At 73.0% G+C, this 6892-nt stretch carries 9 protein-coding genes; 2 read left to right on the top strand and 7 right to left on the bottom strand.

Features of this window, described 5'->3' with window-relative positions; all coding sequences use genetic code 11:
• Positions 1-47: 47 nt before the first annotated feature.
• From ACWFR3_RS11495 to ACWFR3_RS11480, 4 genes are all read right to left on the bottom strand, one after another.
• Positions 48-1106 carry a lactonase family protein gene (locus ACWFR3_RS11495; protein WP_453734349.1) on the bottom strand — a complete coding sequence of 353 codons (1059 nt, stop codon included), beginning with the start codon at positions 1104-1106 and terminating at the stop codon, positions 48-50.
• A gap of 89 nt (positions 1107-1195) precedes the next feature.
• A complete protein-coding gene (locus ACWFR3_RS11490; RefSeq protein WP_453734348.1) occupies positions 1196-2440 on the bottom strand; it encodes a nitric oxide synthase oxygenase in 1245 nt (414 codons plus the stop codon).
• 197 nt (positions 2441-2637) lie between these two features.
• A complete protein-coding gene (locus ACWFR3_RS11485) occupies positions 2638-2871 on the bottom strand; it encodes an XRE family transcriptional regulator (protein ID WP_453734347.1) in 234 nt (77 codons plus the stop codon).
• A gap of 81 nt (positions 2872-2952) precedes the next feature.
• Positions 2953-3366 carry an ATP-binding protein gene (locus ACWFR3_RS11480; protein ID WP_453734346.1) on the bottom strand — a complete coding sequence of 138 codons (414 nt, stop codon included), beginning with the start codon at positions 3364-3366 and terminating at the stop codon, positions 2953-2955.
• A 212-nt stretch (positions 3367-3578) separates the two neighbouring features.
• Here ACWFR3_RS11480 and ACWFR3_RS11475 point away from each other — a divergent pair, with 212 nt between their 5' ends.
• Both ACWFR3_RS11475 and ACWFR3_RS11470 read left to right on the top strand, forming a co-directional pair.
• Positions 3579-4424 carry an RNA polymerase sigma factor SigF gene (locus ACWFR3_RS11475; protein ID WP_453734345.1) on the top strand — a complete coding sequence of 282 codons (846 nt, stop codon included), beginning with the start codon at positions 3579-3581 and terminating at the stop codon, positions 4422-4424.
• 75 nt (positions 4425-4499) lie between these two features.
• The gene (locus ACWFR3_RS11470; protein ID WP_453734344.1) at positions 4500-4952 is read left to right on the top strand and encodes a DUF6003 family protein; all 453 of its coding nucleotides are present in this window, start codon (positions 4500-4502) and stop codon (positions 4950-4952) included.
• A gap of 47 nt (positions 4953-4999) precedes the next feature.
• Here the strand turns inward: ACWFR3_RS11470 and ACWFR3_RS11465 are convergent, their stop codons facing one another.
• The 3 genes from ACWFR3_RS11465 to ACWFR3_RS11455 all read right to left on the bottom strand — a co-directional run bounded on the left by ACWFR3_RS11465 (position 5000) and on the right by ACWFR3_RS11455 (position 6719).
• The gene (locus tag ACWFR3_RS11465) at positions 5000-5461 is read right to left on the bottom strand and encodes a VanZ family protein (RefSeq protein WP_453734360.1); all 462 of its coding nucleotides are present in this window, start codon (positions 5459-5461) and stop codon (positions 5000-5002) included.
• Between the two features lie 138 nt (positions 5462-5599).
• On the bottom strand, positions 5600-5992 hold the full coding sequence (locus tag ACWFR3_RS11460) for a DUF2267 domain-containing protein (RefSeq protein WP_453734343.1): 393 nt from the start codon (positions 5990-5992) through the stop codon (positions 5600-5602).
• A complete protein-coding gene (locus tag ACWFR3_RS11455) occupies positions 5964-6719 on the bottom strand; it encodes a GAF domain-containing protein (protein ID WP_453734342.1) in 756 nt (251 codons plus the stop codon). Before ACWFR3_RS11455 ends, ACWFR3_RS11460 begins: the two co-directional genes overlap by 29 nt.
• Positions 6720-6892 lie beyond the last annotated feature (173 nt).

The raw sequence follows: 6892 nt of genomic DNA, 5'->3' as shown, positions 1-6892 counted from the left end.
CCCCTGCACGAGGGGGCGGGCCCATCGGCGTACGCGGCCCCGGCGACTCAGCCGAAGATCACGCAGGAGGCGGCCGGAGCCTCGACGGACCCCGCGCGGCGCGGGATGCCGGTCTCCGGGTCGACGGCGAACCAGGTCACGTCGCCGGACCGCTCATTGGCCGCGTACAGGAAGCGTCCCGACGGATCGAGGGCCAGGTCACGCGGCCAGTGGCCGCCGCACGGCACGGTGGCGGTGAGCCGCGGCCGGTCCCCCGCCTCGTCGAGCGCGAGCACCGAGATGACGTCCTGGCCGCGGGTCGCGGTCCACAGGAAGCGGCCGTCGGGCGCGACGACGACCTCGGAGGGGTAGGCCTCGCCGTCGCCGTCCGCGGGCCCCGGCAGGACGGCCGCCTCGCCGAGCGGCTTGAGGGCCCCCTCGGCGGCGTCCCAGGCGCAGATCGTGATGGTGGGGGCGAGCTCGTTCAGGACGTACGCACGGTCGCCGCGCGGATGGAACGCGAGGTGCCGCGGTCCTGAGCCCGGCCGCAGCGCGATCTCGCGGTGCAGCACCGGCTCGCCGGCCGCCGTGAGCTCGCAGACGCGTACGGAGTCGGTGCCGAGGTCGACGCTCACCGCCCAGCGGCCGCTGGGGTCGGGCAGGACCTGGTGGGCGTGCGGCCCCTGCTGGCGCTGCGGGTGGGGTCCTGAGCCGGTGTGCTGCAGGACGCCGGATGGCGTGCGGGTGAGGCTGCCGTCGGGGCGCACGGGCACGGCGGTGACGCTGCCGGAGCCGTAGTTGGCGGTCAGGACGTGCCCGGCGTGCACGGCGATATGCGTGGGCGCGGCCCCGCCGACGGCAACCGGCGGCCCGGCCTGCTCCGGCTTGTCGCCGTCGATGCGGTACGCGGCGACGGCACCGTCCGACGTCTCGCTGACGGCGTAGAGCGTGTCGCCCGCGGCCGACAGGGCGAGGTACGAGGGGTCGGCGATCGTTTCCGTGGCGCCCAGGACGGTCAGCGCACCGCTGTCCGCGTCGACGGCGGCGGTGAGGATCCCGGCCCCGCCCGCCGCGGTGAAGGATCCGATGTACGCCCGTTGGCTCTCGCCCTGCCTGCCGCCGACCACTGCGTTCCCCTCTCGACTCTCGACCGAGCACCCGCGAACAGGGGGCGCTCGTGCGGCAGACGCTAGCAGTCGGTCTAGACCAACGCGCTCTAGACCGGAGCGCCCCGGACCAGGGCGGCGCCGCTCTCGCCGCGCGCCCTGGCGAGGGCCTCGGGGTGGTGGACGTAGGCGGGGTGCCGTTCCACGGTGTCGTACGTGCGGTGGAAGACGGGTGTCGCGCTGCCGGACAGCGGCGGCACGATCCAGGACCAGTCGGCGCCGACGGTGCGGCCCTTGCTCTCCTCACGACCCAGGTGGGTCAGGAAGCGCCGGGACTCCGTGTGGTGGTCGGTCATGGTGACACCGGCCCGGTCGAAGGAGTGGAGCACCGCCCGGTTGAGCTCGACGAGGGCGCGGTCCTTCCAGAGCGAACGGTCGCTGGCCGTGTCGAGCCCGAGCCCCTCGGCGACGCGCGGCAGCAGGTCGTAGCGGTCGCTGTCGGCGAGGTTGCGGGCGCCGATCTCGGTGCCCATGTACCAGCCGTTGAACGGAGCGGCGGGGTAGCAGACGCCGCCGATCTCCAGGCACATGCCGGCCAGCGCGGGCACCGCGTGCCAGCGCAGCTCCAACCCCGCCCACCAGGCGTGATCGGGGTGTTCGATCGGGACTTCGAGGACGGCGTCGGGCGGCAGCCAAAACCAGCGGGGCCGGTCGTCGCCGGCCCCCTGGACCACCAGGGGCAGTACGTCGAAGGGGGTGCCGGGGCCGCCGGGCCAGCCGAGGCGGCGGGCGAACGCGGTGATCCCGGCGTTGCGCGGGTCGCCGACGACCTGTCCGCCGGGGCGCTCGTACCCCGCGTACCGGATGAGCTGCTCGTTCCAGATCCGGGGTCCCGGCCTGCCCGGCGCGTCGGGGGCGAAGACGGTGATCAGGGGCCTGATCCGCCGCCCGTCGCTGACGGCCCGGCGCAGGTGCTCCGCCGACGCGGCCGCGATGTCCCCGGCGGCGGTCAGCTCCCTGCGGTCCAGGACGTGCAGGGAGCGCCAGTAGAGGCGCCCTATGCAGCGCGCCGCGTTGCGCCAGGCCAGCCGTGCGCCGAAGACCAGCTCGTCGTGGGTGTGGCGGTAGGTGCCCGTCCCGTCGATCTCGGCGAACACCCGGGCGATCCGTGCGGCGGGATCACCGCGGCGGGTCTCGCCGTGGTGCAGACGGATGAACTCGGCGGCCGCCCGGCGCAGGGCGGGCCCTTCCGGGGCGGCGCGCCGGTGGGTGTCGGCCTGATCCGCGGCTCCGCATCCCCGCGTACCGCTGTCCGCAGGGGTTCCGTTTCCGGCCCTGCGCAGGAAATTCCGCATGGTGCACCCCCAGGAGGCGGCTCCGGGGCGCGAACCGCTCCCGCACGGCCCGCACGTCTGTTAGCCGCGGAGTTACCCCTCCGGCGGGGTGATCCACCCTGTATGTGCCCGGTGAACATGCCTCAGAGGCGGGCCGGATGTCCATGCCACGGCCGGAAACGGCAGGCCGGTGGGGCGGGCCGGCGTGGGGTTCACGGTCAGGGAGAGGCGGCCGCGGCCGTGGTCCGCGCGGCGTCCTTGATGGCGGGCAGTGCGAGGGCGCCGGCCAGTTCCGTCAGTTCCTCGTCGGTCGGGCGGACGGGCCCCTCGGCGCCGTCTTCGGCGAAGGCCCGGATGCGCGGGGTGCGGATCCCGGTCTTGTCAGCGATCGCCTGCGGCGTCAGATGACGGCGGCGCATGGTCTGTTGGAGTAGCTGAGACAGGTCGTCCATTGGCCTCTCCTGCCCGGCCCGCGCGCTCCCATGCCCTGCGCGTCGGGCCATGGCGGGCATCGCGCGGCGCCCGGGGGTCCGTCACCGGGGCAGGACGGCCCGGATGGTCTTGCCGTTCGGGTGCCTGGCCACGGTGACCTCCTTGGCCATGTGCTGGACCATGGGCCAGCCGAAACCGCCGGTGCCGCCTGCCAGGTCGGGCGCCCGTTCCTGGGGCGGGCGCGGATCGGCGTCGCCGACCACTACCGCTATGCCGTCCGGCTGTGCCTCCAGGCGCAGGGAGCACGAGGCCCCGCGTGCGTGCCGTACGACGTTCGTGACGAGTTCGGAGACCGCGAGTTCGACGCTCGCGGCGTCCTGGAGATCCACGGCGGGTCGGAGCCTGCCGACGAAAGCGCGGGCGAAATCCCGTGCGTGGGAGACGGCTTCAGGCGTCTTGTCGAACACCGCCTGCTCCGTCGGTCCGGTGTCCAGTTGCATCCCGTGCGTCCTCATGAGCCCTCCTCGTATGGGGTGGCCTCTGTCCGAATATGGGGTGGCCGCTGTCCGAGATGCACACTTGCCCGGCAATGCGGAACCTGTAACCCTCGGACGGCCAACGGATCTTGTTGCGCGACGGGTGGCATGAAGCACCGAGGGGTGGGTACGTGCGCTTCACCGGCCGGTCGGGGGACGACGGAGGGGCCGGCGGACTGGGGAGGAAAATGATGACTGTGGTCACCGGGACTTCGACGGACACCGGCATCGCGGCATTGCCGGAGATCGTCTCGCCCCAGGGGGTCGAGCCGAAGGACGCCCGTGACCTGTCGAAGCTCTTCTTCACCAGGCTCGCCACGCTGGAGGAGGGCACGGCCGAGTACCAGTACGCCCGCAACACCCTCGTCGAGATGAACATGTCGCTCGTCCGGTACGCCGCCGGTCGGTTCCGCCACCGCAGCGACGACATGGAGGACATCGTCCAGGTCGGCACGATCGGCCTGATCAAGGCCATCGACCGCTTCGAACTCTCCCGCGAGGTCCAGTTCGCCACGTTCGCCGTGCCGTACATCGTCGGTGAGATCAAGCGGTTCTTCCGCGACACGTCGTGGGCCGTCCACGTTCCGCGCCGCCTCCAGGAGGCCCGCGTCGAGCTGGCCAAGGCGACCGACGAGCTGAGCACCCGCCTGGGCCGCGCGCCCAAGGTCGCCGAACTGGCCGAGCTGATGGACCTCACCGAGGACGAGGTCATCGAGGCCCGCCAGGCCGCCAACGGCTACAACTCCACCTCCCTCGACGCCACCGTGCACGGCGACCGTGACGACAGCCAGGCGGCCATCGCCGACTTCATCGGCGAGGAGGACCCCGCCATGGAGCTCGTGGAGGACTTCCACGCCCTCGCCCCGCTGCTCGCCCAACTCAGCGAGCGCGACCGGCAGATCCTGCGTCTGCGGTTCGTCGACGAACTCACCCAGTCGCAGATCGGCGAGCACCTGGGCGTCTCCCAGATGCACGTCTCACGCCTCCTGTCGCGCACTCTGGCCCGCCTGCGCGCCGGCATGCTCACCACCCGCTGACGGTGCCGGCCGCGGGACGGCGGGGCAAAGCGGGATCTCGGCCCCTCGCGGGGCGCTAGCATCAGTGAGCCGCTGATGTCCGAACCCGAAGGCGACTCCCCCACGATGGCCGACGACGCATACCTCTTCCTTCTTCCCGACCAGCGCCCCCGCCTCGGGGCGGCCCTGGCTGCCGTCGGCGCCCTGGAGTGCGCGGAGACCCCCGCCGTCCGCGGCTGGCTGCAGGCTCATGACGCTTCGGCCTCGTCCGAACTGGTCCGGGTCCTGCCCGCCGACGCGGAGGCGTTGATCCCCGAGGAGGCCGAGCGCCTGCCCATCCCGCTGAGCGAGGAGGAAGCGCTGCGGGTCCAGCAGGAGTGCGCGCCCCAGTCCGTCACGGACATGGAGGGCGAACTCCTCGAGTTCCGGGAGACGACCCGGGACTGGGAGGCCCTGGTGCACCGGGCGCTCGCCGCGGGCGTTCCCGCGCCGCGCATCGCCCGGCTCACCGGCCTCGACCCGCAGGAAATCGGCCGTCTGACCGTGTGACGTCCGGCCGCGCGTGAGGCGTGTGAGGCGTGTGAGACCCCCGGCCGCTAACGCGCGGCGTCCTGCCGCTTCGTGAAGCGGTGCCACCAGTGCCGCCGCCGGGGGTGCACGGCGCGGCCCAGCCTGCGGCCGACCAGCAGGTAGCCGAGGACGGCGCCCGTGGTGTTGAGCAGGACGTCGTCGACGTCGAAGGCCCGGCCGGTGACGAGCATCCCCTGGGCCAGTTCGACGAGCAGCATCACCAGTGCCGTAAGGGCGATGACGCGTATGAGACCGCGGGCCCGGGGCACGAGCACCGGCAGCAGCATGCCGAAGGGCAGGCCGAGGACGATGTTGCCGCCGAGCTGCTTGACGGTGTCGCGGAACGCGGGTTGCCCGAGGTAGTCGCGGATCGAATCGCCGGGGCGCAGGTTGCTGTGCGTCAGGGATTCGGATGCGGCGGAGGGTTCGAGCGTCAGCCGGGCGAGGAGCACGGCGAAGACCACCGTCCCCGCGAAGGCCGCCAGCATGGCCATCGCACGCGCCCAGCCGGAGAGCGGCGGCGCACCGGGAACGCTCCCGCCCCCGGATTCCTTCGCGGTCTTGCTCTGCGGAACTGTCCGTGCCATCACGATCCTCCAGTCAGGGAGCGGGGTGGTGCGCCGACATCAGGTGGGGTCCGTACGTCCGAACAGACCGGCGTGGCCCGGCGGGAGCTGGGTGAGAATGCGGCGCAGCAGTGCGTCGTCGGCGACCTCCGCGACCGTGGCGAGCACCGCGGTGACGGCGCGGCGGGCCTGTCCCGCGTCGACGTCGACGCGCGCGCCCACCTCCGCGACGAAGGCCGCGGGCGTCAGGGGTTCGCTGGCCGGTGCGCCCTCGTTGAGCAGCGGTCCGCACTGGCGGGGCAGCAGCCGGGCCAGATCCGTGCGGTCGTCGCCCACCAGATGCGCTCCCAGGACCTCCAGGACGCTCTGCACCGCCCCGGCGGCCTCCTGGCGGACCACGTACCCTCCGCGTTCCTGGACTCGGTCAAGCAGCACTTCCACGGGCTCGTTCACGACCGCTCCTTCCTTCGGGCTCGTCGGTGTGGTGGGCGCGGGACGGCTGCAGGACGCTGTCGGCCACGTCGAGCAGCGAGTGGCCGTCGCTCGCGCTCACTTCCTGCAGCCACGCAAGCCCCTCGGCGACGGCGCAGTCCTGGCGGGCGGCGACATGCTCGGCCGCCTGGTGGATGCGCTCCCAGCGCGCCGCACGCGTGCTGGTGGTCCACACCGGGCGCCGGCAGCCGGTGCCCGCGTGCACGGGCCGCCAGCGCATCAGGGCGTCCAGGGCGAGAGCGGCGGCGCGTTGCGCGTGGGTGATGTGGGTGGAGGTCACCTCGGTGCACTCGCTGTAGTAGAGACAGAGCACGCCGACCGGTGTGTGCCGGGAGTGCAGCGGCAGAGCGAGCACCCGCCGGGTGCCGGGCAGTTCGTCGGCCAGGGGCGGTCCGGTGCGGCACGGGTAGTCGCGCAGGTCGGGCACGAACACGGGCTGCATCCCCAGGGCCGCGCTGACCGAGGGGCCGTCGGCGCGGGTGAACTGGGCGGCCTCGGCCTGCAGCGCGGGTTCGTCGGTGGCGTGCAGCAGTTGCCAGTGTTCGAGCCGGGGCAGCCAGGACAGGGCCGCTCGCTGCGCGCCGAGGGACTGGGTGAAGGCGGTGCAGAGCCGGTTGGGCAGCGCGCGTCGCCCGACGGCGGCCGCGACCGACACGTCATGCACGATCGACGGTGATTCCTCCTGCATGGTCAGCATCCCTCTCAGTCGCGCGCCTCACGGTCCGCCGGCACCCTCCGGGCGGAGGCGCACGGCTGGGCCCGGCACCCGAAGGAGCGGAAGTCCGTCTACCACGCGATGGGCCACCTCATGTCTGGCCGTCCGGTGTCTTCGATCGACGTGAGCCGTCCGGTTTGGCAGAG

The organism is Streptomyces sp. NPDC055189 (genome assembly GCF_053606765.1).
The sequence above is the reverse complement of the archived record's forward strand: the minus strand, read 5'-3'. Positions and strand labels throughout refer to the sequence as shown.